Source organism: Paraburkholderia sp. SIMBA_053, from assembly GCF_046534895.1.
Classification (GTDB): domain Bacteria; phylum Pseudomonadota; class Gammaproteobacteria; order Burkholderiales; family Burkholderiaceae; genus Paraburkholderia; species Paraburkholderia caledonica.
The window spans coordinates 1-285 of the sequence record NZ_JAWRXU010000468.1; the positions used below are offsets into that span (position 1 = coordinate 1).

Below are 285 nucleotides of genomic sequence, written 5' to 3' on the forward strand. Positions count from 1 at the left end.
GCGCAGCTGGAGTAGACCTTTCTGTCCTTGGACGTGAAATCGCAGAAGTACATCTTCAGGTGCGGCATCACCATCAAGGTGTTTCCGACCTGTTGCGCGTCGATGAATACCGTGTTGGACGCGAAATGGAAGGGCTTGCTCGACGAATCGACGCCCGCACTGATCTTCTGGCCGAACGATCCGATAAACGACTGGAAGGCGCCCAGCAAAGGCCCTTTGGTCGCGAAGCCGAGGATCGACTGAAGGAATTCCGACGACAGTTCGATGCCGCGTATCGTCTTCTTG

The 285-nt window shown here is 55.8% G+C and carries 1 pseudogene; it reads right to left on the reverse strand.

Annotated features, from left to right (window positions below):
• Window positions 1-285: pseudogene (locus SB753_RS36455) on the reverse strand (hypothetical protein); the annotation flags it as partial.